General features: G+C 65.2%; 30 protein-coding genes. 2 read left to right on the forward strand and 28 right to left on the reverse strand.

Features of this window, described 5'->3' with window-relative positions:
- From VGC77_RS09700 to motA, 13 genes are all read right to left on the reverse strand, one after another.
- On the reverse strand, positions 1 to 262 hold a 262-nt coding region (locus VGC77_RS09700), incomplete at its 3' end, for a hypothetical protein (RefSeq protein ID WP_331171359.1).
- A 99-nt stretch (positions 263 to 361) separates the two neighbouring features.
- Entirely contained in the window at positions 362 to 1,465 is a 1,104-nt protein-coding gene (flgI, locus tag VGC77_RS09705; RefSeq protein WP_414709635.1) for a flagellar basal body P-ring protein FlgI, read from the reverse strand.
- Positions 1,462 to 1,947, reverse strand: coding sequence for a flagellar basal body P-ring formation chaperone FlgA (flgA, locus tag VGC77_RS09710; protein ID WP_331171360.1), 486 nt, complete (start codon positions 1,945 to 1,947; stop codon positions 1,462 to 1,464). Before flgA ends, flgI begins: the two co-directional genes overlap by 4 nt.
- A 16-nt stretch (positions 1,948 to 1,963) precedes the next feature.
- Complete coding sequence (gene flgG / locus VGC77_RS09715) at positions 1,964 to 2,752, reverse strand: flagellar basal-body rod protein FlgG (protein WP_331171361.1); 789 nt, start codon at positions 2,750 to 2,752, stop codon at positions 1,964 to 1,966.
- A gap of 10 nt (positions 2,753 to 2,762) precedes the next feature.
- Complete coding sequence (locus tag VGC77_RS09720; RefSeq protein ID WP_331171362.1) at positions 2,763 to 3,083, reverse strand: flagellar hook-basal body complex protein FliE; 321 nt, start codon at positions 3,081 to 3,083, stop codon at positions 2,763 to 2,765.
- Entirely contained in the window at positions 3,083 to 3,502 is a 420-nt protein-coding gene (gene flgC, locus VGC77_RS09725; protein WP_331171410.1) for a flagellar basal body rod protein FlgC, read from the reverse strand. The genes VGC77_RS09720 and flgC overlap by 1 nt, the downstream gene beginning before the upstream one ends.
- A gap of 9 nt (positions 3,503 to 3,511) precedes the next feature.
- Positions 3,512 to 3,889 (reverse strand): flagellar basal body rod protein FlgB, encoded by a 378-nt coding sequence (gene flgB, locus VGC77_RS09730; RefSeq protein ID WP_331171363.1) that lies wholly within the window; start codon positions 3,887 to 3,889, stop codon positions 3,512 to 3,514.
- Between the two features lie 178 nt (positions 3,890 to 4,067).
- Entirely contained in the window at positions 4,068 to 5,150 is a 1,083-nt protein-coding gene (gene flhB / locus VGC77_RS09735) for a flagellar biosynthesis protein FlhB (protein ID WP_331171364.1), read from the reverse strand.
- 12 nt (positions 5,151 to 5,162) lie between these two features.
- Positions 5,163 to 6,197 carry a flagellar motor switch protein FliG gene (locus VGC77_RS09740; RefSeq protein ID WP_331171365.1) on the reverse strand — a complete coding sequence of 345 codons (1,035 nt, stop codon included), beginning with the start codon at positions 6,195 to 6,197 and terminating at the stop codon, positions 5,163 to 5,165.
- Between the two features lie 11 nt (positions 6,198 to 6,208).
- Entirely contained in the window at positions 6,209 to 6,604 is a 396-nt protein-coding gene (gene fliN, locus VGC77_RS09745; protein WP_331171366.1) for a flagellar motor switch protein FliN, read from the reverse strand.
- A gap of 89 nt (positions 6,605 to 6,693) precedes the next feature.
- A complete protein-coding gene (locus VGC77_RS09750; protein ID WP_331171367.1) occupies positions 6,694 to 6,981 on the reverse strand; it encodes a hypothetical protein in 288 nt (95 codons plus the stop codon).
- Positions 6,962 to 7,894 carry a FliM/FliN family flagellar motor switch protein gene (locus VGC77_RS09755; RefSeq protein WP_331171368.1) on the reverse strand — a complete coding sequence of 311 codons (933 nt, stop codon included), beginning with the start codon at positions 7,892 to 7,894 and terminating at the stop codon, positions 6,962 to 6,964. The genes VGC77_RS09750 and VGC77_RS09755 overlap by 20 nt, the downstream gene beginning before the upstream one ends.
- Positions 7,894 to 8,802: a flagellar motor stator protein MotA gene (gene motA / locus VGC77_RS09760; RefSeq protein WP_331171369.1), complete on the reverse strand. Its 909-nt coding sequence runs from the start codon at positions 8,800 to 8,802 to the stop codon at positions 7,894 to 7,896. The genes VGC77_RS09755 and motA overlap by 1 nt, the downstream gene beginning before the upstream one ends.
- A 254-nt stretch (positions 8,803 to 9,056) precedes the next feature.
- Here motA and flgF point away from each other — a divergent pair, with 254 nt between their 5' ends.
- Together flgF and fliI are read left to right on the forward strand one after the other, a co-directional pair.
- On the forward strand, positions 9,057 to 9,785 hold the full coding sequence (flgF, locus tag VGC77_RS09765; RefSeq protein ID WP_331171370.1) for a flagellar basal-body rod protein FlgF: 729 nt from the start codon (positions 9,057 to 9,059) through the stop codon (positions 9,783 to 9,785).
- Between the two features lie 25 nt (positions 9,786 to 9,810).
- Positions 9,811 to 11,142, forward strand: coding sequence for a flagellar protein export ATPase FliI (gene fliI / locus VGC77_RS09770; protein WP_331171371.1), 1,332 nt, complete (start codon positions 9,811 to 9,813; stop codon positions 11,140 to 11,142).
- A gap of 139 nt (positions 11,143 to 11,281) precedes the next feature.
- Here fliI and VGC77_RS09775 read toward each other — a convergent pair whose 3' ends face one another.
- The 15 genes from VGC77_RS09775 to madB all read right to left on the reverse strand — a co-directional run bounded on the left by VGC77_RS09775 (position 11,282) and on the right by madB (position 23,670).
- Positions 11,282 to 11,668: a HutP family protein gene (locus VGC77_RS09775; protein ID WP_331171372.1), complete on the reverse strand. Its 387-nt coding sequence runs from the start codon at positions 11,666 to 11,668 to the stop codon at positions 11,282 to 11,284.
- 294 nt (positions 11,669 to 11,962) lie between these two features.
- The gene (locus VGC77_RS09780) at positions 11,963 to 12,541 is read right to left on the reverse strand and encodes a biotin transporter BioY (protein WP_331171373.1); all 579 of its coding nucleotides are present in this window, start codon (positions 12,539 to 12,541) and stop codon (positions 11,963 to 11,965) included.
- A gap of 30 nt (positions 12,542 to 12,571) precedes the next feature.
- Entirely contained in the window at positions 12,572 to 13,312 is a 741-nt protein-coding gene (locus VGC77_RS09785) for an energy-coupling factor transporter transmembrane protein EcfT (protein WP_331171374.1), read from the reverse strand.
- Positions 13,309 to 14,067, reverse strand: coding sequence for an ABC transporter ATP-binding protein (locus VGC77_RS09790; RefSeq protein WP_331171375.1), 759 nt, complete (start codon positions 14,065 to 14,067; stop codon positions 13,309 to 13,311). Before VGC77_RS09790 ends, VGC77_RS09785 begins: the two co-directional genes overlap by 4 nt.
- Before the next feature lie 99 nt (positions 14,068 to 14,166).
- Positions 14,167 to 14,934, reverse strand: coding sequence for a malonate transporter subunit MadM (gene madM, locus VGC77_RS09795; RefSeq protein ID WP_331171376.1), 768 nt, complete (start codon positions 14,932 to 14,934; stop codon positions 14,167 to 14,169).
- 13 nt (positions 14,935 to 14,947) lie between these two features.
- A complete protein-coding gene (gene madL, locus VGC77_RS09800) occupies positions 14,948 to 15,382 on the reverse strand; it encodes a malonate transporter subunit MadL (protein WP_331171377.1) in 435 nt (144 codons plus the stop codon).
- A 165-nt stretch (positions 15,383 to 15,547) separates the two neighbouring features.
- Positions 15,548 to 15,739: a biotin/lipoyl-containing protein gene (locus tag VGC77_RS09805; RefSeq protein WP_331171378.1), complete on the reverse strand. Its 192-nt coding sequence runs from the start codon at positions 15,737 to 15,739 to the stop codon at positions 15,548 to 15,550.
- Positions 15,723 to 16,472: a malonate decarboxylase holo-[acyl-carrier-protein] synthase gene (gene mdcG / locus VGC77_RS09810; RefSeq protein WP_331171411.1), complete on the reverse strand. Its 750-nt coding sequence runs from the start codon at positions 16,470 to 16,472 to the stop codon at positions 15,723 to 15,725. Before mdcG ends, VGC77_RS09805 begins: the two co-directional genes overlap by 17 nt.
- A gap of 110 nt (positions 16,473 to 16,582) precedes the next feature.
- A complete protein-coding gene (locus VGC77_RS09815; protein WP_331171379.1) occupies positions 16,583 to 17,683 on the reverse strand; it encodes an acyl carrier protein in 1,101 nt (366 codons plus the stop codon).
- Between the two features lie 20 nt (positions 17,684 to 17,703).
- On the reverse strand, positions 17,704 to 18,588 hold the full coding sequence (gene mdcE / locus VGC77_RS09820) for a biotin-independent malonate decarboxylase subunit gamma (protein WP_331171380.1): 885 nt from the start codon (positions 18,586 to 18,588) through the stop codon (positions 17,704 to 17,706).
- A gap of 14 nt (positions 18,589 to 18,602) precedes the next feature.
- Positions 18,603 to 19,559 (reverse strand): biotin-independent malonate decarboxylase subunit beta, encoded by a 957-nt coding sequence (locus tag VGC77_RS09825; protein WP_331171381.1) that lies wholly within the window; start codon positions 19,557 to 19,559, stop codon positions 18,603 to 18,605.
- A gap of 16 nt (positions 19,560 to 19,575) precedes the next feature.
- On the reverse strand, positions 19,576 to 19,890 hold the full coding sequence (gene mdcC / locus VGC77_RS09830; protein ID WP_331171382.1) for a malonate decarboxylase acyl carrier protein: 315 nt from the start codon (positions 19,888 to 19,890) through the stop codon (positions 19,576 to 19,578).
- A gap of 13 nt (positions 19,891 to 19,903) precedes the next feature.
- Positions 19,904 to 21,568 (reverse strand): malonate decarboxylase subunit alpha, encoded by a 1,665-nt coding sequence (gene mdcA, locus VGC77_RS09835; protein WP_331171383.1) that lies wholly within the window; start codon positions 21,566 to 21,568, stop codon positions 19,904 to 19,906.
- Positions 21,565 to 22,428, reverse strand: a complete 864-nt coding sequence (locus VGC77_RS09840) for a biotin--[acetyl-CoA-carboxylase] ligase (protein ID WP_331171384.1) — start codon at positions 22,426 to 22,428, stop codon at positions 21,565 to 21,567. Before VGC77_RS09840 ends, mdcA begins: the two co-directional genes overlap by 4 nt.
- A gap of 27 nt (positions 22,429 to 22,455) precedes the next feature.
- Positions 22,456 to 23,670 carry a Na+-transporting malonate decarboxylase, carboxybiotin decarboxylase subunit gene (gene madB, locus VGC77_RS09845; RefSeq protein WP_331171385.1) on the reverse strand — a complete coding sequence of 405 codons (1,215 nt, stop codon included), beginning with the start codon at positions 23,668 to 23,670 and terminating at the stop codon, positions 22,456 to 22,458.
- Between the last annotated feature and the right edge of the window lie 4 nt (positions 23,671 to 23,674).

Consider the following 23,674-nt stretch of genomic DNA (forward strand, 5'->3'; position numbering starts at 1 on the left):
CGCCGAAGCGTCGCGCCCCGGCCCACATCAACCCGTAGGGCAGCATGAGGGCGGCGTTGCCGAAGACCCGCACCGGCGCCTGGATATCGGCGGGCGCCGCCAGCACCATGACGAAGCCGAGTCCCAGGCACAGGAAGGCCGCCCCGGACCAGCGCAGCAGCGGGCAGGCCTGCTCGCCCCGGGACGCGTGCAGCATCAGGGAGCCGAGCGCCACCAGCACCACCACAGACAGCGTGAGCAGAGTGACGGGATCGAATGCCATGGCCGACGAGTCCGGGGCGCAACCTCGAGTGAAGTCCTCACGCTAGGCCCCAGGGGTTAAGAACCCCTGCGGGCACCGGGTCGGATCGGGGCGCGGCGCCTACTGGGCGACGAGGTCCGCCTGGAGGGCGCCCGCCGACTTGATCGCCTGCAGGATGGCGATGATCCCCGACGGCTTCAGGCCGATCTGGTTGAGGCCGCGCACCAGCCGCTGCAAATCGGTGCCGCGCAGGATCGCGATCTTGGCGCCGGGCTCGTTGGCCTCGATGAAGGTCTGCGGCACCACCACGGTCTCGCCGCGCGGCGCGAACGGCGAGGGCTGCGACACGATCGGCGCTTCGGTGATTCTCACCGTCAGATTGCCGTGGGTCACCGCCACCGTGGAGATCTGCACGTTGCGGCCGATCACCACCGTGCCGTTGCGTTCGTCGATCACCACCCGCGCCGGCGCGTCCGGCTCCACCAAGAGTTCCTCGATCTCGGCGATGAAGCGCACCGGCGACACCGAACGCGGCCGCGACAGCACGATGGTGCGATAATCGCGCTCGAAGGCGACGCCGGCCTGGTAGCGGCCCCGACTGTGCTGGTTGATGGCGTCGAGCACCCGCGTCGCGGTGACGAAATCCGGATTCTTCAATTCCAGGATCAGCGATTCCATGTCGGCGAAGCGGCCGCGCACCTCGCGCTCGATCAGCGCGCCGTTGGGAATCCGGCCCGCGGTCGCTACCCCCTGGCTCAGCGACTGCGCCGCGCCCTCGACCGCGTAGCCGCCGACCGCGATGGCGCCCTGGGCGACGGCATAGACCTCGCCATCGGCGCCGCGCAATTGCGTCATTACCAGCGTTCCGCCCAACAGCGACGAGGAATCCCCCAGCGACGAGATCGCGACGTCGACGCGCGAACCGCCGGCGATGAACGGCGGCAGGTCGGCGGTGACCACCACCGCGGCGACGTTGCGGGTGCGCAGCGAGGTGCCGCGGATGTTGATGCCCATATTGTCCAGCATCGACTGCAGCGACTGCTCGGTGAACGGCGAATTGCGCAGCGTGTCGCCGGTGCCCTTGAGGCCGATCACCAGCCCGTAGCCGAGGATCTGGTTCTCGCGCACACCTTTCAGATTGGCGATGTCCTTGATCCGGACCGCGGCGTCGGCGGTGGTGATCGACAGCGCGATGATCACGCCCCAAAGCAGCCGAGCTATCATCCGTTCTGAATCCGCACTGATCCGTCCGGCTGAACCACCCCTCGGATGGTGACGCCGGTATCGAGATTTCGAAGTTGAATCATCGCCCCGGGGCTGCCGGATTGCAGCGACGAACCGTAGGTCACGATCGACAACGCGCCGTCCTCGACGATCACCTTGACGACGCTGCCGCGCGCCACGATCTTCTGCTCTTCAAGCGCATTGATCGGGATCAGCTGCCCGGGCAGCAGCGTGCGCCGCGCGATATGGCCGACCACCGCCGGCCGCTCGCCGACAAAGGCGGCGGCGCCGGGCAAATTCGGCGCAAAGCTGCGATCGATGATCATCTCGTCCTTGATCAGGTCGCCGGGGTAGATGGTGGTGGCCGGCACCGGGAAGTGCGCCGGCTCCTCGGCGTGCGCGCTTACGCACATCGCGGCGGCGAGAACGGCCGCCGATGCGATCCGCCGCATCACGATGGACAGCGCGCGCCTGCGGGCCATGGTTGCGATGTCCAACTTACCGGAGTCCCTTGGAGACGGTTTGCGCCATCTCGTCGGCGGCCTGGATCACCTTGGAATTCATCTCGTAGGAGCGCTGCGCCGAAATCAGCTCGGTGATTTCCTTCACCGGATCGACGTTCGAGCTCTCCAGATAGTGGTGATAGATCTTGCCGAAGCCGGGATCGCCGGGCACACCGACCACCGGCACGCCGGATGACAACGTCTCCTTGTAGAGATTGCTGCCGAGCGGATCGAGACCGGCCTCGTTGGCGAAATTGGCCAGCGTCAGCCGGCCCAATTCGCGCGGCGTCACCTCGCCGTCGAGCTTGGCGAATACCTGGCCGGATTCGTTGACGGTGACTTCCACCGTGCCCTGTGGAATCATGATCGCCGGATCGACATTGTAGCCGTCCGCCGTCACCAACTGGCCGTCGGCGTTGGTGTTGAACGCGCCGGCGCGGGTGTACAGCATCTCACCGTCGGGGCCGACCACCTGAAACCAGCCGCGGCCGTTGATCGCCATGTCGTAGGGGTTGCCGGTCTGGGTCAGCGCGCCCTGGATGTGCAGCTTGCGCACCGCGGCGGAGCGTACGCCGAGGCCGAGCTTGGCGCCTTCCGGCACCGCGCCCTCGCCGACCCGGTTCGGCACGCCCTGCATCCGGTCGATCTGGTAGAACAGATCGGTGAATTCCGCGCGCGCCCGCTTGTAGGACGTGGTGTTGATGTTGGCGATGTTGTTGGCGATGACTTCGACGTTGAGCTGCTGCGCGCTCATTCCGGTCGCCGCGATGGCAAGGGCTCTCATCTGCTGATCCTCAAATCGCCATCCGGCTGACTTCTTGATAGGCCTGCACCACCTTGTCGCGCACCGCGACCGCCATCTGCAGGGTCCGCTCCGCCGACATCATCGCCTCGACCACGCGCTGCGCGGAGACTTTGCCCTGCATGCCGGAGATCGACGCCGCCTCGCCGGCCTTCATGGTGCTGATCGCATCGGCCGCGACCTGCTCCATCACGCCCTCGAAGCCCAGCGCCGGTCCCGCCGCTTGCGGCAGCGCCGGGGAGGACTGCGTGACGGTGCTGGCCTTGGCGGCGCCGGCTGCGCCATTCACCACCGACGAGATCGTCTCCAGCATCACGCCCCCCTCAGCAGGTCGATCGTCATCGAGACCATCGACCGCGTTTGTTTGATGACTTGCAGATTGGCTTCATAGCTGCGGTTGGTTTCCCGCATGTCGGCCATTTCGATCAGCATGTTGACGTTCGGCAGCTTGACGTAGCCGCTCTGGTCGGCGGCTGGATGGCTCGGCTCGTAGTCCAGCCGAAACGCCGCGTTGTCGACGCCGATGTCCTTGACCTTGACCACCGGCACGCCGGCGGCGCGATCCATCTCCGCAGTGAACGTCGTGGTCTTGCGCCGATACGGCTCGGCACCCGGCGAGCGCCCGGTGGAATTGGCGTTCGCCAGATTCTCCGAGACGACGCGCAGCCTTGTCGACTGCGCCTCCAGCCCTGAACTAGCGATCTGCACCGAGGCCTGCAACGGATCGATCATCATCACTCGCTAACCCTTCGCGCTGTTCATGAACATCCGCTGAAACGACTTCACGATCGCGGTGTTCAGCGAATAGTCGCGGTTGACGTCGCCGGCCTTGAGCATTTCCTGCTCGAGGCTGACGGAGTTGCCGGAATGCACAATGTCCCAGCCGTCCTTGTCGCGGGTTTCTCCCGGGCTCGACGCGGTTCCGCTGGCGATGTGCATCGGCGATGTCACCGCGATCGGGATCAGCTTGCCGTCGAGCAGCTTGCTGAAGGATTCGATGTCCTTGGCCTGGTAACCCGGCGTATTGGCGTTGGCGACGTTCGATGAAATCGCAGCCTGGCGCAGCGACAACCACTGGGCTTGCGACGACGCCACGTCGAAGAGATAGATCGGACCCACGACAGCCTCGGCATGATCATTTTTGTAAACATGGTATACGAATTCAAACTTGTCCCAGGCTGGTGCAGGTCGCGATGAGCAACGCCGACGCCGCTTGATAGCAGTAGCCGGCCTCGTTCGCGGCGTCTTGCGACCTCGCGCAAGGCCAATCCAGCTGGCAAATTTTTTGGCCGGCAGATCAGTCGGGCGCTCGGGCCCTGGTCCGGCGCGAATGCAGGAAATAGATGATCTCGGCCACCGGACGGAAGAACTCCGCCGGAATCACCCGATCGATCTGCGCGGCGTCATACATCGCGCGCGCCAGCATGCGGTCTTCCACCACCGGCACGTCGTGCTGCTCGGCGATTTCCCTGATCTTCAGCGCGATCAGATCCTGCCCCTTCGCCAGCACGGTGGGGGCGACGTCCTCGCCATGCTGATACTTCAGCGCAATGGCGTAATGCGTCGGATTGGCGATCACCAAAGTCGCCCGCGGCACCGCGGCGAGCATGCGCTTGCGCGCGCGGTCGCGGGCGATCGAGCGCAGCCGCGATTTGACGATCGGATCGCCCTCGGCCTGGCGGAATTCGTCCTTCAACTCCTGCTTGGTCATCCGCAGATCGCGGCGCCAGTGGAAGCGCGCCCACACCAGGTCGAGCGCGACCAGCACGATGGTCGCGATGCTGATCGCCGAGACCAGCCGCATCGCCGCCGCCAGAATCAGTTCCGGCACCGCGGTCGGATCGCTGAACAATGCATTCACGGCCGCAGCCTCCTCAGCCCGCAAGACGATGGTCACGACCAGGCTAATGGCGAGAAACTTGAACACCGACTTCGCGAACTCGATGCGGCCCTGGCCGCCAAATATTCGTCCCCAGCCCTGCGCGATGGAAATCCGCGAGGCGTCCGGGGCGATCCGCTCAAAGACGATGCGCGGCACGTTCTGCAGAAACGACGCCAGCAGCCCCGCCACCGCCAGCACGATGACGATCGGCAGCACCAGCGCGGCGGCGCTCGCGGCAATGGCGACCAGGAATTCGGTGGCATCCGCGCCACTGCGGATTCGCACCCCGGACGGATCGTCGATCAAGCGGGCCAGCATCGCGGCCAGATTGCGCACGTTGTCGACCAGCAGAAAGCTCAGGATCAGCAGCAGCGCGATCATCGACGAAAAGATCGCCGCCTCGCGCGAAACCGGAATCTTGCCCTTCTCGACGGAATCGCGAACCTTCTTTTCCGTCGGCTCTTCGGTTTTGCTCTCCTTGTCGGGTCCCTCGGACACGGTCGAGCGTCGTTAGGTGAACACCGGCTGATCCGCCTCGTCCGAGTTGAGTTCGATCTCCCCGCGGCCGGCCATTTCCAGCGCCAGGTCGGTGATGGTGCGACGCGCGTCGAGGATTTCGCGTTGATGCGCCGGCACGCCGGTCGCCAGTTCGTGCTCGACCAGGCGGCGGGTGCGCGAGGCCAGCGACGACAGAATCAGTTCGCGGAAGCTGGCGTCGGTGCCCTTCAACGCCGTCACCACCCGATCGGTCGGCACCTGATCGAAGATCAGCATCCGCGCCTTGCCGGTCAGCTTGACGATGTCGTCGAAGGTGAACAGCATGCCCTTGAGGATTTCTGCGGACTTCGGCCGGGATTCCGCCAAGCTCTGCAGCGACTCCTCCATCTGCGTGCGCTCCATCTTGTTGATGATGTCGGCCATTCGCGGATAGGTGTCGGACGCCAGATTGCGCGCGAAGTTGATCATGAAATCCTCGTGCATGGTCTTTTCGATGATCGCCATCGCTTCCTCGACCACCGGCTTGAGGCTGAGCATGCGGCGCATCAGGTCGTGGCGCATATCCGACGGCAGGTGGCTCATCACCCGCGCGGCGCAGGCCGGCTTGACCCGCGACAACACCAGCGCGGCGGTCTGCGGATGTTCCTTGAGCAGATAGTTCGCGAGCAGGCTTTCCGAGACGAACGAGATCCGCTCCCACACCGATTTGGTCTTGTTGCCGAGCACCTCCGAGATGATGTCGGAGACCTCGTCGGGCGGCAGCACGCCGTTCAGCAGCTTTTCAAGTTCGCCGACCGTGCCGAAAATGTTCGGCCCGGTGGAGAAGTGCTGGGCGAATTCCTCGATGATCGATTCCAGTTCGGGCGCCGAGATCGGCTTCAGGTCGGCGGCGGCGCGGGTGACGCTCTTGATCTCGTCGGGGTCGAATTCCTTGAGGATGCCGCCGGAGAGTTCGCGACCCATCGCCAACAGCAGCACCGCGACCTTCTCGGTGCCGCGCAGCGGCTTCAGATCTGAAGGGCCCTTGACGGGCGCGTTGAATGCCATTCCCACGCTCGCTATGCTTCTGCGCCGGTGGTTCCCCCGACGATTTCCGTCAGCGACACGCCGAATCGCGAATTCTCGTCTTCCACCACCACCACCGCGCCGCGCGCCACGATGCGGCCGTTGACCACCACCTCGACCGGCTCGCCGACGCGATGATCGAGCGGGATCACCGCGCCGCGGCCGAGCTTCATCAGGTCGGCGACCGGCATCGTCGCCGATCCGAGCAGCACCTGCACCGTCACCGGAATCCGCAGGATCGGCTCGAGATTGGTGAGCCGGCTGGTGTCCTCGGCGCCGCGCACCGCCAGATCAGCCAGCTTGCCGAACGGCGCGGCGTCGGATTTCGGCGGCTCCGCCGCATGCGCTGCCGCGACATTGTTGAGATCGGATTCAAACGGCTGGTTCATGAGGCTTACTCTCTCGGTAGCTCTGTTGTCGGCAACTAACCCCGCGGGATCGGTGATCGCGACGCGCCCCGCAGCGACGTCGCGCGCGCTCAGGCGGAGCCGCGCGAGGCACCGTCATGGGCGTCGATATCGACGATCGCCTGGCGCGCCTGTTCGATCTTGTCGCCCAGCACATTGACCAGCTGCCGCCCGTCGGCGCTGAATTCCCGCACCATCAGCACCATGTCGTCGACGGCGTCGGTGGTCTTGCCGAGCACGGTGGCGAAGTCGCCCTGATCGTTGCGCAGCCGCACCAGCTCCCGATGCATCTTGGTCACACGGACGCTGGTGAACAACAGCGCCGCTAGCAGCACCACGTCAACGAGATAGGATGCCATCGATGAATTCCCGTTTTTGATCCGCCGATTCTTTCACCTGCAGCGAATAGACGCCGTTGAGCTGGCCGAGCTGACACCAGAACAGCCGCTGGTTGTTGCACTCGAGGCGCACCATGGTATTCGGCGTGGCGTTGAGCTTCAGCACCTGGCCGACGTGGAAGCCGGCGACTTCGCCGAGCGTGAACGGCCGCTCTTCGAGCACCGCCTTCAGCACCACCTCGGTGCGCTTGATTTCGCTATGCAGCTGCCGGCTCCAGTTCGGATCGGTCGAGGCCGACTCGCCGGTGACGATCTGCGACAGCGCCTGGCGGATCGGATTGAGCGCGGCATGTGGAATCACGATGAACATCTCGCCGCCGCGGTCCAATCCCTGCAGCAAGATGTTGGCGCACACCGCCATGTTGTTGAGCCGGCCGACCGCCAGATAGTCCATCCGGGTCTCCACCCGCTCCAGGGTGAAGGAGACGTCGGAGGCCCGCGCGAACGACGACTGCAACGCCTTGCCGAAGCGCTCGAACAGCGCCTGGGCAACGTGCATCTCGACGTTGGAGAACACCCGCGGCATGTCCAGCGGCGGCTCGGCGCCGTCGGCGCCGAACAGCAGTTCGATCATGGTGTAGATGAAATCGCGATCGAAGCCGATCAGCACCCGGGCGTCCCAGGCCTGGGCGTAGAACACCGCGGCGATCGCCTCTCCCTCGTAGCGCTCGACGATGTCGGACAGCCGATCGCTGCCGACGCCGCTCAGCGAGAAGTAGGACTGCGAAGGCGACATCGAACGCAGCGCCTCGGCGCACAGATTGGTCATCTGGTCGAAGATCACATGCAGCATCGGCATGCGCTCGACGGAAATCCCGGCGGCGCCGAGCAGCTGATCCGAGGCCTGATCGGGCTGCCCCGATTTGATCTCCATCACGACGCTCCCGCTGCGGCTCGCGCCGGCTGTTCCGGAGCCGCGGCCTTCGTCGTGCCCCCGGTGATGGTCTCGTTTTCCACAACGTCGATCGACGGCCGTTCGCCGGGACCGATCATCTTGCGACCGTGTTCGATGGCGATCTGCGGCAGCGCGCCATTCATGAAGGCCAGCAGCGTCTGCTTGACGATGATGTACATGCGGCACTGCCGCTCGCGCACCGATTTGACCTTGGCGGCGAGCGGCGCCACCAGGCCGTAGGACAGAAAGATGCCGGCGAAGGTGCCGACCAGCGCCGAGCCGATGAAGCCGCCGAGCAGTTTCGGCGACTGGTCGAGCGCGCCCATCGCCTTGATCACGCCGAGCACCGCCGCGACGATGCCGAGCGCCGGCAGCCCTTCCGCCACCATCATCATCGAGGAGTAGGGCTTCAGCTTGCTGCGGACGATGGTCTCGATCTCTTCGTCCATCAAGGCCTCGATCTCGTGCGGCCGCGCACTTCCCATGATGATCAGCCGGAAGTAATCGCAGATGAAGTTCACCATCGCCTCGTTGGCGAGCACGGTCGGAAAATTGCCGAAGATCTCCGACGACGCCGGGTCGTCGATATGGCCTTCGACTTCGTTGCGCCCCTTGTTGCGCACCTCGCGCATCAGCGAATGCAACAGGCCGAGCAGATCGAGATAGTGCCGCTGTTTCGGCACCGCCATGGTCAGCGCCTGCACCGCGGCGACGCCGGTGTCGACCACCACCTTCCAGGGGTTGGCCACGATATAGGTGCCGAGCGCCATGCCGCCGATGATGACGAACTCCCACGGCTGCCAGATCACGCCGATGTGCCCGCCCATGGCCGCGAAGCCGCCGAGCAGGCTGGCGATGGTGATGAGGGAACCAAAGAGAATGCTCAAGCGCACAGCTCCGAATCAGGGACCTCCCCTGATTAGGCAGCGAATCTTGCACGAGGCTGACATCCGCCGGCACGCCAGTCCCGCACAAGCTTGACCGCCGACTCTGCCACTCGAATTGGCGCCGTGGATCGCGTCGCAAGGAACAGCCCTGTGCTTTGCGAGCATCGGCACTATCAACTGATCACCAGCCGCGATCGGCTCCGCGACGATCCGATGGCAAGCCAGCAAGACCTGCAACCTGGAAGATTGAACCCATGCAATCCGCGCTCTATGTCAGCCTGTCGGCCCAGGTCTCGCTGGAAAAGCGACTGGAGACCATCGCCAACAATATGGCGAACATGAAAACCACCGCGTTCCGCGCCGACGCCGTCAAGTTCGAAACCGCGCTGTCGCGCGCCGCGGCGCAGCCGGTGGCGTTCGCGACGCCGGGCGACAATTTCATCTCGCGCCAGGCCGGCAACGTGACGCAGACCGGCAACAATCTCGACGTCGCGGTGGTTGGCAACAGCTGGATGGGATTCACCGGGCCGTCGGGTCCGGTCTATACCCGCGACGGCCGGATGCAGATCAGCAGCAACGGCGAATTGCAGACCATCACCGGCTACCCGGTGCTCGACCAGGGCGGCGCGTCGATCATCGTCGATCCGGACGCCGGCCCGCTGACCATCGGCCGCGACGGCACCCTTTCGCAGGGCACCAATGAGGTCGGCAAGCTCGGCCTGTTCGAGATCGCGAGCGACGCCAAGCTGACGCGGTTCGCCAATTCCGGCGTGGTCCCGGATCGCGGCGCGGCCGCCGTGGTGGAATTCATCAACACCGGATTTCAGCAGGGTTACGTCGAAGGCTCCAACGTCGATCCGATGTCGGAGATGACCCAACTGATGACCGCGACCCGCGCCTTCCAGAGCGTCAGCTCGCTGATCGAGAGCTCGGAGGGCACCATGCAGAATGCCATTCGCACGCTCGGCGAGCCGGCGAAGTGACAAGGCAACGGCGGATGGACCACAGATGAACGCGCTCGAACGACTGGAATCCACGCTGGCGGCGTTGCGCAACGACGTGCCGACGGTGCGGCTAGGCGGCGTGGTGTCCGAAGTCGCGCCGACCTATTATCGGGTCTCCGGCCTGTCGCGCTTCGTCAAGCTCGGCGAACTGATCGGGCTCGAGGTCGACGCTGAGCTGCAGCTCGGCGAGGTGGTTCGCATCGATGGCGGCGGCGTCACCGCCAAGCCGTTCGAGTCGCATATCGCCGCGGGCCTCGGCCTGGTGGCGTATCGGTTGCCGCCGAAGACGCTGTCGCCGCATCCGAGCTGGAAAGGCCGGGTGCTCAACGCGCTCGGCGAACCGCTGGACGGCGCCGGCGTGCTACAGCCCGGCGAGCGGGTGATGTCGACCGACGCCAATCCGCCGCCGGCGATGAGTCGGACCCGGGTGCGGGCGCCGCTACGCACCGGGGTACGCGTGGTCGATCTGTTCACGCCGCTATGCATCGGGCAGCGGATCGGCGTTTTCGCCGGCTCCGGCGTCGGCAAGACCACGCTGCTGTCGATGCTGGCGCAGAGTTCCGGATTCGACACCGTGGTCACCGCGCTGGTCGGCGAGCGCGGCCGCGAGGTGCGCGAATTTCTGGAAGAGGCGCTGGTCCGGCATCGCTCCCGCGCGATCACCGTGGTCTCCACCAGCGACGAGAGCCCGATGATGCGCCGGCTCGCCGCCAAGACCGCGACCACGATTGCGGAGTACTTCCGCGACCGCGGCGAATCGGTGCTGCTGATCGTGGATTCGGTGACGCGATTTGCCCACGCCGCGCGCGAGGTGGCGCTGGCAACCGGCGAGCCGGCGATCGCGCGCGGCTATGCGCCGAGCGTGTTCAGCGACTTGCCGCGGCTGCTCGAGCGCTCCGGTCCCGGCGTCGACGGCCAGGGCTCGATCACCGGAATCTTCGCCGTGCTGGTCGACGGCGACGATCACAACGAGCCGGTGGCCGACACCGTGCGCAGCACGCTCGACGGTCACATCGTGCTCGATCGCGAGGTGGCGGATCAGGGCCGCTATCCCGCCATCAACGTGTTGGCCTCGGTGTCGCGGCTGGCGCAACACGTCTGGTCGCCGGAGGAGCGCAATCTGGTGCGCAAGCTGCGCGCCATGATCGCGCGTTTCGAAGACACCCGGGATCTTCGGCTGATGGGCGGCTATCAGCCGGGCCGCGACAACGAACTCGACCAGGCGGTGCAGCTGGTGCCGAAGATCTACGAGGTGATGCAGCAGGCGCCGTCAGACCCGGCATGCGGCGAACCGTTCCAGGAACTGCTGGCGGTGATCAAGACCGCGATCGCCTAACCGCGCGTGGCGCCTATCGCGTTTTCGAGCGAAGTGGATCCGGGTCGCGTGAAGAAGACGCGTCAAAATAACAATCTACAGCTCCGGTTCTGATTCTATCAGAACCGGAACAGGTCTAGCCGCGCGTGGCGGCCGGGCGCTAAAGGTGCATCACGCCGAGGCCGACGCGCTCGTGGTTGGTTTCCGGCAGGAATGCGGATTCGCCATAGGCGGCGACCACCACCCAATGGCTGTCGGCAATGATGGCGACTTTGACCTTCAGGCTGCTGTCGCCGGGAACGCTGGGCACCAGTCCGTTCAACGCCTCGAGTCCGGCATGGATCAGCGCGTGGGTGGCGCCGGGACTATTTTCGACGGTCTGGTTGCGCAGCGCCGCGTTCAGGATCGCGCGCGGGAAGGTCTTGTTGATTTCGGTTTTCCGTCCACTGACCCACATCACCGAGAGCTTGTAGTTGGTCTCGGCGGCGATTTTCGCCTTGAACCCCGCTTCCTCGTCATTCGAGGTCATCGCCAGCATGATGGCCACTTTGCCAATCCGGCTGGCCGTCAGTTCCAATTGCACCAGTGCTGTTCCTTGCGTTGAGAAATATCGTGATATCGCGTGGGCCGTCGAACGGCGAGCTCGCGCTTAAATAGGTCCGGCGTATCCGAGGGGACTGAAGCTAAATCCAGCGATTTGCTCTATCATGTCCGCCGATACAGGCGAAGCGTTGTGATCGGTTTCCGATAATAACTCCGGAATCGGCTTAACCGCCTGCGAACTGCGTAGATACACGAAGTTGCCATGAGTTCCTTGCTGCGACAGGTCCCGCGCACGATGTCAGACGCGCGGCAGCGTCAGCAAGGCTTCCACCCGCTGCACCACCAGTGCGGCGAGCACGGCCTTGACCAGGTCGCCCGGCATGAACACCAGCGACCCGGCGATCACCGTGGTCACGCTGATATGGCTGACCGCGGCCAGCCAGAGAATGCCGCCGAGGTTGAGCACGATGACGCCGCCGAGCACGGTGACGAACAGATAGGCGGCAAAGCGTGCCAGCGGCTGCCGCAAGATTTCGGCGCGGGTCGCCAGAAACCCGATCAGATAGGCGGCGGGCGCCCAGGCGATCAAGTAACCGGCCGAAGGCCCCGCAAACACCGCCAATCCGCCGCGGCCGCCGGACAACACCGGCAAGCCGGCGGCCACCAATGCAAGCACCGTGAGGCACGCCAAAGCGCCGCGCTTCGGGCCGAACATCAGCCCGGCCAGCATCACGCCGAACGACTGCAGCGTGATCGGCACCGGCAGAATGCCGACCACGATCGGCGGCACCGCGCCGAGCGCGACGATCAGCCCGGCGCTGAGGCCGACCAGCGCGAGATCGCGGGTTTCGAAGCCGGCGGTGGATTGCGATGGCATCGGCGGCAATCTCCTTTACGAACGTTTACATCACCGGGCGGTGAACGGGACAATGACGGTGGCGCGCTGCTGCTCGCCGGGGCTGCCGGGACCGGCTTCCGCCGGCGCACCCTCCCCGGCCGATCCCGACGCCACCACCGCATCGGCGTTCGGCCCGCGGCCGGGTCGCGGCGGCGGACCGCGCAGATCGATGGCATCGGCGAGATCCTGCGCCCGCAGGATGATTCTCACCACCAGCGGCACCGCCAGCGCCACCACCGATCGATGGGCGCCGCGCAGCGCCTGGGCTTCGCGAATGGCGGCAATCTCCTCGGCGATCAGCGGCACGAAGCGGATCGCCAGCGTCAGCGTCAGGCTGGCGCGCTCGGCGTCGAGCAGGCCGATCCGCTGCAGCGGCCGCAGCGCCGACTCGATCACGGCGGTCATCGCCAGCACCGAACTGCTGGAGGTCACCGCGTGGGCAAAACAGATCAGCGTGACGAGGCGTAGCGTGACCACGACCGCGGAGGCGGGGCCATGTTCCCAGACTTCGATCAGCGCGATGCAGCCGACGATCAGCACGGGCGCCTTCATCCCGCGCCACAACAGGTGCGGCGCCAGACCCGTGGCCAGCAGCGCGCACAGCGAAAGTCCGAAAGCGCCGGCGAGCAGCCAGGGCCGATCGACAAAGGCCAGCCCGGCGCCGAGTGCGGCCAGCACCGCGAGCTTGCAGCCCACCGGCACGCGGGCGAGCGGCGCGGCGGCGATCCGGCCCGGCCCGGCTGCGATCATCGGCACAGCTCCCGATAGCGCGCGACGGCTTCGGCCGGCAACGCATCGACGACGATGCGGCCGCCATCGATCACCAGCACGCGATCGAAATCCTCGACCAGTTCGAGGTCATGGGTCGCCACGATCGCCTGCTCGGACATGCCATCGAGCAGCCGGCGAAATCGGTTGCGATTGGCAAGGTCGAGCTGCGAGGTCGGCTCGTCGAACAGGATGGTGGTCGGTGCCCGGGTCAGCACGCCGGCCAACGCCACCAATTGGCGTTCGCCGCCGGACAGTTCATGCACCCGGCGCGGCGCCAGCTCGGCGATCCCGAGACGAGTCAGGCTGGCCGTGATCCGTTCGGCGACCGCGTCGCGGGTCAACCCGCGCGCCTTCAGGCCGAACGCCAGATCCTCCTCGACGATCGGGCAGACGATCTGGTTGTCCGGGGTTTGAAACAGAAAGCCGGTGCGGTCGCGCACCGCGATGGCGTCGCGCCGCGGGTTCAGTCCATCGACCGTGACGGTGCCGCCGGACGGGGTGACCAGGCCGATCATCAGCCGCAACAGCGTCGATTTGCCGGAGCCGTTTACGCCGAGGATCGCGATGCGGGGTTCATCGGCGCGGAAATCCACATGCCGCAGCACCTCGCGACCCTCGCGGGTCAACGACACATCGCAAAACGCGATGGTCTGCGCGCCCGGCCCGGCCGGCAGCAGCGGCAGCGCCGCCAACGGTCTTTCGGCGTCGCGGCGGAATATCGAACGGATCCCCATAACGGCCTCAAAAAGCATTGGCGGGTCACCGCCAAGGTTGCTGCGGACGATCGGCCGCGGCAGCCCTCGCTGCCGCGGCCGATCCTATCCTAACCTATCTCAACCGAAGATAAGCTTCATCAGCAGATAAAGCACCGACGGACAGACCAGACAGCCGAAGCCGGTGTAGAACGTCGCCGTCAACGCGCCATAGGGCACCAGGCGAACATCGGTGGCGGCAAGCCCGGCGGCGGTGCCGCTGGTGGTTCCCATCAGACCGCCATAGACCATCGCGGCGGCCGGATTGGTCAGGCCGAACGGCTTGGCCAACAGCGGCGTCAGGATCATCACCGCGATCGATTTCACCACGCCGGCGGCGATCGACAGCGCGATCACGTCCGAGGTCGCGCCGATCGCCGAGCCGGTCACCGGGCCGACAATGAAGGTCACGGCGCCGGCACCGATGGTGGTGAGCGAGACCGTGTCGCGATAGCCGAACGCATAGGCGACGCCGACGCCGACGATGAACGCCAGCACGGTGCCGATCACCAGCGCCAGCACGCCGCCGAGACCGGCCTTCTTCAGCTCTTCGAGCCGCACGCCATAGGCGGTCGACACGATGCAGAAGTCGCGCAGCATGGCGCCGCCCATCAGGGCGAAGCCGGCGAACACCGGAAGGTCGGCGATGCCCTTCTTGCCGCCGGTCGAGATGCCGCCGTAATAAGCCAGCGCCAGGCCGATGATGATCGCCACCGCCGAGCCGTGAATCCGGTTCTTGGTGATGTGCTTGGAGAACGAGTAGCAGAGCCAGGTCAGCAGGCCGACTACCACGAAGGCGAAGATCAGCTGACGCGGGCCGATCAGTTCATTGACGAAATAGCTGTTCATGTCACTCTCCTGATCAGGCTTTGACGGGCTTTGCAGCCGCCACCGGGGCGGGCGCAGCGGCCGCATCGGCGTCGTCGCCGAAGGTCGAGGTTCGCGAGCCCGCCAGCACCGACAGCGGCCGGATCAGGGCGAAGCAGACGAACACCGACAACAAGCCGGCGATGAAGGCGATCGCGCCGCCGGACATCGCCGAGGCGACGTTCTGGGTCGCCGCCATCGCGATCACGACCGGGATGTACATCGCGTTCCAGAACATGATGCCGTCTTCGGACGCCTTCGGAAGCCAGCCCTTCTTCTTCAACCAGGGCGTCGTGAACACCAGCAACAGCATGGCGAAACCGACGCCGCCGATATCCCCGGCGATGCCCAGCGCCATGCCGAGGCCGAGGCCGATCGACGTACCGATGAACATGCACAGTCCGAGGACCATCACACCATAGATGACCATTCTAATTACTCCCCCACTGAGAGCGGCCGATCGATCGGCCCCGAACTCAGGCTAAGTTGCAGCGTTCACGCACGAGCCACCTCGAGCGTGTCGGATAGGGTTCACCAATTCAGTTGCCCAAGGTTCGGCTAACGCCTGAGAAAACCGGAGCCCCGGGCAATTGGCTTATTCGACGACCATGATGAGGGCGCCCGGCTTGACCCGGTCGCCGACCGCGACCGCAATCGACTTCACGGTGCCGTCGACCGGGCAGACCAACGGATTCTTCATCTTCATCGCTTCGAGCACGGCCACCGCGGTACCCGCCTTGATCGCGTCGCCGACGGCGACGTTGATTGCTTCAACCTTGCTCGGCATTTTTGCTTTGAGATCCATCTTCGCTTTCCTCGCTTGTGATGCGGCCGTCCGACACGGACGAGCCTTCGGATTGGTCCAGCGCGCGCACGACGGCGGCCCTGTCCAGGAGACGAACGCCATCGATGCCGCGGCCAAGAACCGTGTTCGTCGACGACATCAATTCATCGAGCTTGACGCCGATGCCATCCGGCAACGTCACTTCGACGTCGAACTTGCGGCCGTGGTCATGCCGAAGCGCGGCCAGACCGGCGTGAACCAGGCGAAGCTTGGCAACGCCGCAGGGACGCACCACGGCGTCGACGTCCGAGCGCGATTCCAGATAGCTCAGCCCGGTCAGGATCTGCAGCGCGGCAGACCCGAACAGGCCGGCCTCGACGCCGTGAGACTCGCACAACGCCCGCAGCTCGATCAGCGCCGCGGCGCCCTCGAACGCGTTCGCGCGCAGCATGCCCAGCACGTCGTAGGGCGAATGCGCCTTGCCGATCCGCTTCGGCGGCAGCGCGAACAGCGCCCGCACCCGCGCGCCGTCGTCGCGGAACGGGAACGAGACGCCGAGTTGCACGTAGCCGTTTGGCAGCGGGCCCTTCGGGGCGCAGACGATGCCCGGAATGGCGTCGGCCGCGAAGGCGCGATGCGCCCGCTGTTCCAGCGCCGGCTGGCGGAACGGCACCAGCAGGCCGCGACACACGGTCTCAGCAGAACGCAACCGTTCCTCGACCGAGAATTCCACCATGGTGTGTCGCAGCCCGAGCATCGCCTTCAACTCCCGCCGCGATGCCTCCGCCGGGAGGTCGATCGCGCCATCTCATGACCCCGGCGATACCCATCGCCGGACAACATCTCTCAGCGTTTCTTGTGCCAGACCGGATCGGTCTTGGAGGTCGCCTGCACCTCCACCTGAGCGCGAACCAGATCGTCGAGGGCCTGCGTCGCCACCGGCCCGGTGATGTGCAGCAGCGCCGGATCGATCGGCTGCGATCCGGGAAGGCTTGGAACGAGGCGCAGCTCGGTCACCGCGCAGGAGGTTTTCAGCTCGGGCGAAATCTTCACCACCCGGCTCTTGATACGCAGGATGGTGCGCGCCGCGCGGTCCAGCGTCTCGTGCGAACTGACCGGGGTCTGCGTGATCAGCACTTCGTATTCCGGATAGGTGCGGCGGCGGCGATAGGTGATGATCTTTCCCAACGGATCGCAGACGTGGCCGGTCTCCGAGATCGGGAAGCTGTCGCCCATCGGCAGCCCGCCGACCACCAATTCGTGAAATCCGTCGCCCGCCGGTGACGGCACCAGCGCCAGATCGTCGCGCATCGGCCGGCCGTTCAGCGTCAGCCAGCCGAATTCCTGGCAACCGTAGAGATCGTGGACGCCGTAACCCTGCGCCGCAACTTCGGTCAGCAGTTCGAGATCGAGCGGCGTGCCCGCCACCACGATCTTGCAGGACGCCGGCAGATCCGCCGTGAGGCCGAGCTGTTTGGCTTCCGCCAGGCTGGCGCGAATGAACGAGGATTCGCCGAGCACGATGTCGGGCTGCTGCCGGCACAGTGAGGCGATGAAGGCGCTGCGGCTGGAGCGCTCGAGGAAGAACCATTCGATGCCGCAGCGATCCAGCGCCTCTTTCGAGAACACATTGACCAGCGGCGGATAGGTCACCAGCATGCGGGAGCCGGGCTTGACGCCGATCGCCGCCATCACCCGCCGCGTCGCCTCGCACCGCGCTTCGATTTCGGTGTGGGCGACGCCGACGATATTCTGGAACGCCGACGATCCGGTGGTGAAGGTGACGTAAGCGAGGTTGAAGGGGGTGTGGATCTCTTCGATCGCATGCGCCGCCGTCGGCCCGGCGATGCCCTTGTCCGCAAGGCTGCGGCGGGGCATCTCGGCAAGCGTCGGCGCCGTGCTGAATGCATCGGCAGCGGCGGCATACTGATCAAGTGCGTCGGACATCGATCCACTCCCCCTTCGGGTTAGTTCGCCTGCGGCCGGAACCGGGCCTGCACCGCGGCGAATTCGGCGTTCAGCCGGGCCAGCACCTCGGGACGAACCTTGCGGCCGCCGCGCTCCTGACCGAGCTTGCCGCGACCACGCGGGCCGGCGGCGTTGAGCCCGGCGGCCTTGGCCTTGCGGATCTCTCCGACCTGCTTAACGATCGCCTGGCGCATCGCCGGAATCTCGGAGACCAGCTCCTCGACACCACCCAGTTGATAGAAGAAGGACGGACCAGCCGCGAAAACCGGGTTGCTCTTCGCCAACTCCTCAAGCACTTCGATGTCCTTCTTGATGATCCGCGATACCGAAGTGATCGGCATGACGTGAATCATGGTCTGGAACTTGGCATCCAGCGACAGGATGCGATCGGCCTGCAGACCGTGGCACAGGAAGGCGCCGGAGATCGCCCGACCGACCACCATGGCGACGATCGGATGTCCGGCCAGCCGGGCTTCCGCGAGCGCCAGCTGATAAGCGCCGGTCGCCTTGTTCATGCCGAAGATCTCTTCGACCTTGCCCGGACCGTTGCCGGGAGTGTCGACGATCAGAATGATCGGCCGCTTGTCCGCCGCCGGCTTGTCGGCATCGGCCGCGAGGCTGGCATAGACGGCCTGCGCCATCTTGTAGCCCTCCTCCATGCCGATGATGCCGGAATAGACCACCGGGAATTTTTCGTTGAAGGCCTCGGCGTCGGAGGCGATCACCGTGACCAGCGTGCCGTCGAGCTTGGCCTCACCGACCACCGCCCCTGGGCCGAAGCTCGGATCGGTGAACGTCGCCTTACCAACCTTGTCCTGCACGAAGCTTGCGGGATCGACGATCAGATCGACCGCCTCCCGGCCTTTTCCTAATAGCGTGTCCATATTCGTCTCCTGAATCAAAGTACCAAGCGTTGAACGGTCTTGCGGAACTCGGCAATCGGACCGTCGGCGAGGCCGACCGGATCGTTGTTGCCGGCGTAGCGCCAGACGTCGCGGGCATCGGTCGGCGCGATCTTCACCGCGAGCGCGACGCCGCGCAGTTGCTTCTCGACCAGCGCCTCCGAGCCGATGCGGCGCAGCGGTTCGAACTCGGCGATCGGCAGCAGCGTCAGTTCAGCAAGCTGGGCGCGGAACGACGCCACGGTGTCGTCGACCAGGAAGTTGCAGTCGCCCATCACGAATTTGTGGCGGCCGCCGGTGGTGCGATAGACCAGGGCGCGGTTCGAGCTGTCGAACTCGTCCTTGCCCATCTCCTGCTCGATCACTTCCGGTCCGGTCAGGCCGAGCCGGCCGAATTCACTCATGATGATCGCGTCGGTGGCGGCGGCGACGAAGCCCATGCCGCCGAAGCAGCCGATCCGCGAACCGATCAAGGCGACCACCGGAACCTTGTGGCGGGCGCGCTGGATCGCATCCATCACTTCGGCATGCGCCAACAGGCCGGCATTGGCTTCGTGCAGCCGCACGCCGCCGGTCTCGAACGAGATCGCCACCAAAGGCCGCTGCGCGTCCGGCAGATTCGGGAATTCGGCGATCAGGCTGTCGTAGAACTCGATCGCCTGGTCGATGGTGCCGACCATCTTGGCGCCGCCGACTTCGCCGACCGAACCGCCGATGAAGCGGCCTTCCTGCGAAATCACGAACACCGGGCGCTGGCCGATCTTGCCGACGCCGGTGACGATGCCGTCGTCGAACTCCACCGCTTCGCCGAGCGTGACGAGATGCGGACTGCAAAACCGATCGAACGGGCCGACCAGTTCGACGAAGCTGCCTTCGTCGACGAGGCCGATCGCCCGGTCGCGGGCGTTGCTCTCAAGAAAAGAGCTGGTCTGAATTTTGGTCCAGTTAGGCATGATTGATCCTCGTTGCTCAGGCCGGTAATTCGGCAAGCGCCTGGCGCAGCCGCAGAGCGACCACGGCAGGCGAGGCATTGTTGTCGTTGATCTCGATCAGCGCGTCGGTGAGACCCGTCTCGGCGGCGAAATGGCCGAGCACCCTGCGCCACAGATCGTCGAACCCCTTGACCGGAGTCACCACACGCACCTGCAGCTTGCCGGCCTTGTCGGCGGCCGACAGCAGAACCTCGAGATCGCCGGAGCCGACGACGCCGTAGTGCACCGGGGCAGTGACGCGCCTTGGCGTTCCGGTCCCATTGATTTCGAATTCGATCGTTTGAAGAGCCATGTCTTCCCCCTGATCACCAGTTGCGGAAACGAGTCGGCGGGTTGTAGAGACCGCCGGAGATGTCGACGAGGTCGCGCATCGAACGCGCGGCCAGAAGATCGCGGTTGGCGCGCGAACGGTCGATGCCGAGGTCTTCCGGCGTCTGGAAGATCTTGGCTTCGCGCAGCTTGTTGGTTTCCGCCGGGTCTTCCTTGATACCGACCTCGGTGTAGCCGGCCACGGCGCGGATCGCCGCCATCCGGCTTTCCATGTTCGGCGCGCGGTTCAGATAAGCGATGCCGTCCTCGGTGACGATGTGGGTGACGTCGTCGCCATAGATCATCACCGGCGGCAGCTCGAGCTTGGCGTTCTCGGCGAGCTTCCAGGCGTCGAGCTTGTCGACGAAGCTCGGCGCGCGGGCCTCGCCGAAGGTTTCGACGCCCTGCACCACGAGACGCTTGCCGCGCGGCATGTCGCCGATCAGGTCGTGCATGTTCGGCACTTCCTGGCCGCACTTCAGCCAGCTCTCGGTGACGTGGCGGCGGCCCTTGGGGTCGCAGCCCATGTTCGGCGCGCCGCCGAAGCCGGCGACGCGGTTGGCGGTGGCGGTCGAAGAATTGCCGAACTTGTCGATCTGCAACGTGCCGCCGATGAACATGTCGAGCGCGTAGTGGCCGGCGGTCTGCGCGAAGGCGCGGTTGGAGCGCAGCGAGCCGTCGGGGCCGGTGAAGAACACGTCGGAGCGCGCCCGGACGTAGTCTTCCATGCCCAACTCACCGCCGAAGCAATGGATGGTGTCGACCCAGCCGGCCTCGATCGCCGGGATCATGGTCGGATGCGGGTTGAGCACCATGTGGGTGCAGCACTCGCCCTTCAGCCCGAGTTCCTCGCCATAGGTCGGCAGGATCAGTTCGATCGCCGAGGTGAGAAAGCCGATGCCGTGGTTGAGCCGCTTGACCTTGTATTCGCCGTAGATGCCCTTCAGCGCCAGCATCGCCAGCAGGATGTGGTTGTCGGTGATCAGCCCCGGATCGCGGGTGAACAGCGGCTCGATGAAGAACGGTTTCGGGCTTTCGACGACGGCGTCGACCCAGCCGGCCGGAATATCGACCCGCGGCAGCTTGTCGACGATCTTGTTGACCTGGGCGATCACGATGCCTTGGCGGAACTTGGTCGCCTCGACGATCACCGGGGTGTCTTCGGTGTTGAAGCCGGTATAGAGATTGCCTTCGCGATCGGCTTCATAGGCGCAGATCAGCGACACCCGCGGCGTCAGATCGAGGAAGTAGCGGCCGAACAGTTCGAGATAGGTGTGGATCGCGCCGAGCTCGATCTTGCCCTCGCTGATGAACTTGGCGACGCGCGCGGCCTGCGGACCGCCGAATGCGAAATCGAGCTTTTTGGCAATGCCCTTCTCGAACATGTCGAGATGCGAGGCCAAGGGCACGCACGACTGCACCATGTGCAGGTTGTTGATGTCCTTCGGATCGACCTGCAGCAGACAGTCGGCGAGATAGTCCGCCTGCTTCTGGTTGTTGCCCTCGATGTTGACGCGATCGAAGGAGCGGATCACCGTCTTCAACAGCGCGACGGTGTCTTCCTTCTTCACCTGCTTGCCGGGCCCAATGTATTTGGCCGCGGCCTCCATGCGCTGGCGCGTATCCGATGCCAGCGTGTCCCACTTCCGTTCGGTCTTCATGAGATTACACCTGTCTGCTTCTTGAAAATTTCGTCGGGCCCCCGGCCAACGGGGATGCCCGTGGCGATTTCGCCGGAGTGAACGAGGCGGATGCTGCCCGTCTCGTCTAGAATGCGCAGGGCGCCGTCGTCGGCGAGGCCGAGCAGCCGCGCCGTCAGCGGCTCATCGCCGTCGGTGATCCTGACGATCTGGCCGAGATGTTCGGCGTGCCGCGTCCAGGTGGCGGCGAAGGCGGCGACGCCGACGTCTTCCCACAGCGGCAGCCACACCTGCAGCGAATCGAGGAAACCGTTGAGCAGTCCCACCGGGTCGACGGCGCGTCCGACCAGCGTCGACAGCGACGTCGCCGAATGGCGCAGCGCTTGCGGAAACTCGGCCTGCGCGATCCCGACATTGAGACCGAAGCCGAGCACCACGAAGTCGAGTTCGCCGTCCGGATCGGTGCGGGCTTCGGCGAGGATGCCGCAGATCTTGCGGCCGCCCACCAGCAGGTCGTTCGGCCATTTGATGCCGGCGACGACGCCGGTCTGGTCGGCGATGGCTTCCCACAGCGCGACCGCACCCAGCAGCGCCAGTTGCGGCGCGTCCTGCAGCCCGCGCCGGGTGCGGATCAGCACCGAGACGCACAGACTGCCGCCGTGCTGCGAGTACCAGGCCCGCGTGCCCTTGCCGCGGCCGGCGGTCTGATTATCGGCGACCAGCACGGTGCCGTGTTCGGCGCCGTGCCGACCGAGTTCGATCATCGCGCGGTTGGTGCTGTCGATCTCGGCGACCTGAAGCACGGTCCGCCCGATGCCATCGGCCCGTTCCACGGCGCCGAAGCGTGTCGCGTCTGGGATGATGTCAACGAAGCGGACCATGATCGTTCTCCAGTTTGCCGAGGCCGCTCAGTGCGGAGCCACCAGGCCGATCGTCGAGGCGAAGATGCCGACCGCGATAGCCGAGACGATGACGCCGCAGATGTTGGCGCCCATCGCGACCGGGAAGATCATCGCGTAGGGATTGTCTTCGGCGGCGTATTTCTGGGCGAGCTTGGCGGTGGTCGGCACGCAGGACACGCCGGCGATGCCGATCAGCGGGTTGAACACCTTCTTGCTGACCAGGTAGACCACCCAGCCGCCGAGCAGGCCGCCGACACCGGAGATGAACAGCGCGGTCACGCCGAGCACCAACAGGATCAACACGCGGCTGTCGAGCAGCGTCGAGGCTTCGCACAGCACGCCGAGCACCAGGCCGAGCATCAGCGTCGACATGTAGGTGATCGTCTTCTCGAGCAGCTCCTGGTAGACTTCGATCTCGGCTTCTTTGATGGCAATACCGAGGAAGAACGACAGGATCAGCGGCGCGGCGACCGGCAGCAGCAGGCAGAGCAGCGCGGCAGACACGATGGTGAAGATGAACTTGGCCTTTTGCGAGACATCCGGGAATTCGATCTCGGTATCCAGGGCGCGATACTTCTTCGGCACCAGGAGCTTCATCAGATACGGATAGCCGGCATAGGTCAGCGACAGATACAGATAGGCGATGATCGAAATCGGCACGAACAGCTGCTTGGCCATCATCAGCGATGCGAACAGCACCATCGGGCCGTCGGCGCCGCCGATCGAACCGACCGCCGCCGCTTCACCCGGCGTCAGGCCGCAGTAATAGCCGATCACCAGCGTGGCGAAGGTGCCCATTTCGGCGAAAATCCCGACGGTCATCGCCGCCCAGGGGCGCGCCAGAATGAAGGAGATGTCCGCCATCGATCCGATGCCGAAGAACAGCATGCAGGCGACCAGCGAATTGGAGAATGCGAAATTGTAGATCGGCTGCAGGAAGTAGATCTGCATCTCGTTGACCAGCTTGACCGGATCCGAAATCATCGGATCGAGCATCAAGGTGCCGATGTGATTGCCCTCGAGGAACATCACGCCGGCGTTGACGCACATCATCGCCACGCCCATCGGCACCATGATCAGCGGCTCGAGCGTGCGCTTGAAGCCGAGATAGGCGAGGAAGAAGCCGGCAACGATCAGGAATAACCGGGCGAAGGCGATCGACGGCTCTTGCACGAACATCGTCGCGATGCCGGGAAAGATCGTAAAGAGTTGTTGAAGCATGTGA

Source organism: Rhodopseudomonas sp. (genome assembly GCF_036404135.1).
GTDB lineage: Bacteria > Pseudomonadota > Alphaproteobacteria > Rhizobiales > Xanthobacteraceae > Rhodopseudomonas_A.